Below are 1,280 nucleotides of genomic sequence, written 5' to 3' on the forward strand. Positions count from 1 at the left end.
GAAAATGAATAGCTCATTTCTTGCTGGCATTAAATTAATAATGTCATGTGTGTTTCTGTTCATCCGACGGAAATCGTTTTACTTAGAAACGTTTTCGCTCAAGTGCACTTGGCACTCTCGCTATATTTCGTTGACGTTTTGCTGTTCAGTTTTCAAGGTTCAAAAGTGGAGCCTAGCGGGATCGAACCGCTGACCTCCTGCGTGCAAGGCAGGCGCTCTCCCAGCTGAGCTAAGGCCCCATGAAGTTATAGATTATTCAAACGACAAACTCGCTCAAAAATCTTAATGGTCGGGAAGACAGGATTCGAACCTGCGACCCCTTGGTCCCAAACCAAGTGCTCTACCAAGCTGAGCTACTTCCCGGAATATTGTTAGTTGTTTTCACAACAATTCGTGCTATTTTAAAGAAATGGTGCGCCCGGCAGAAGTCGAATCCACAACCTCCTGATCCGTAGTCAGGTGCTCTATCCAATTGAGCTACGAGCGCATATAAGTAAATCTGATTTACGATAATGGTGCCGAGAACCGGAATCGAACCGGTACGGTAGTCACCTACCGCAGGATTTTAAGTCCTGTGCGTCTGCCAGTTCCGCCACCCCGGCAAAAATGGAGCGGAAGACGGGATTCGAACCCGCGACCCCGACCTTGGCAAGGTCGTATTCTACCACTGAACTACTTCCGCATTATAAGTGCGGGTAAAGGGAGTCGAACCCCCACGCCCGAAGGCACTAGATCCTAAGTCTAGCGCGTCTGCCAGTTCCGCCATACCCGCAATATAATATATATTATAACTTAAAGTCATAAAAATGGTGAGCCATGCAGGATTCGAACCTGCGACCCTCTGATTAAAAGTCAGATGCTCTACCAACTGAGCTAATGGCTCTAAAAGTGGTGCCGGCGAAAGGACTTGAACCCTCAACCTACTGATTACAAGTCAGTTGCTCTACCAGTTGAGCTACACCGGCAAATAAATCTATTTACTGGATAATTATGGTGGAGGATGACGGGCTCGAACCGCCGACCCCCTGCTTGTAAGGCAGGTGCTCTCCCAGCTGAGCTAATCCTCCTGGGTATAATCATTCAATCGCTTGCTTGTCCTGCTTATTTTTTTTCTAATAGAAGTTTCAATAAACAGTACTTCAATCGTTTCGAATGCTGTATGTAATGAAATGTACAGGCCCGGCAACGTCCTACTCTTGCAGGGGGAAACCCCCAACTACCATCGGCGCTGAAGAGCTTAACTTCCGTGTTCGGGATGGGAACGGGTGTGACCTCTTCGC

At 47.7% G+C, this 1,280-nt stretch carries 9 tRNA genes and 1 rRNA gene; all 10 read right to left on the reverse strand.

Annotated elements, in window-relative coordinates:
- Nucleotides 1-166 precede the first annotated feature (166 nt).
- Nucleotides 167-239, reverse strand: a tRNA-Ala gene (locus ACIQ0H_RS21440).
- A gap of 47 nt (nucleotides 240-286) precedes the next feature.
- Nucleotides 287-363 (reverse strand) — tRNA-Pro (locus tag ACIQ0H_RS21445).
- A gap of 47 nt (nucleotides 364-410) precedes the next feature.
- Nucleotides 411-487: transfer RNA gene (locus ACIQ0H_RS21450), tRNA-Arg, on the reverse strand.
- A 26-nt stretch (nucleotides 488-513) separates the two neighbouring features.
- Nucleotides 514-602: transfer RNA gene (locus ACIQ0H_RS21455), tRNA-Leu, on the reverse strand.
- A gap of 5 nt (nucleotides 603-607) precedes the next feature.
- A tRNA-Gly gene (locus tag ACIQ0H_RS21460) sits at nucleotides 608-682 on the reverse strand.
- An 8-nt stretch (nucleotides 683-690) separates the two neighbouring features.
- Nucleotides 691-772 (reverse strand) — tRNA-Leu (locus ACIQ0H_RS21465).
- 35 nt (nucleotides 773-807) lie between these two features.
- Nucleotides 808-883 (reverse strand) — tRNA-Lys (locus ACIQ0H_RS21470).
- Nucleotides 884-889: 6 nt separating this feature from the next.
- Nucleotides 890-965, reverse strand: a tRNA-Thr gene (locus tag ACIQ0H_RS21475).
- A 26-nt stretch (nucleotides 966-991) separates the two neighbouring features.
- A tRNA-Val gene (locus ACIQ0H_RS21480) sits at nucleotides 992-1,067 on the reverse strand.
- A gap of 110 nt (nucleotides 1,068-1,177) precedes the next feature.
- Nucleotides 1,178-1,280 (reverse strand): 5S ribosomal RNA (gene rrf, locus ACIQ0H_RS21485); the annotation flags it as partial.

It is taken from the genome of Sporosarcina sp. NPDC096371, from assembly GCF_044762865.1.
Taxonomy (GTDB): Bacteria; Bacillota; Bacilli; order Bacillales_A; family Planococcaceae; genus Sporosarcina.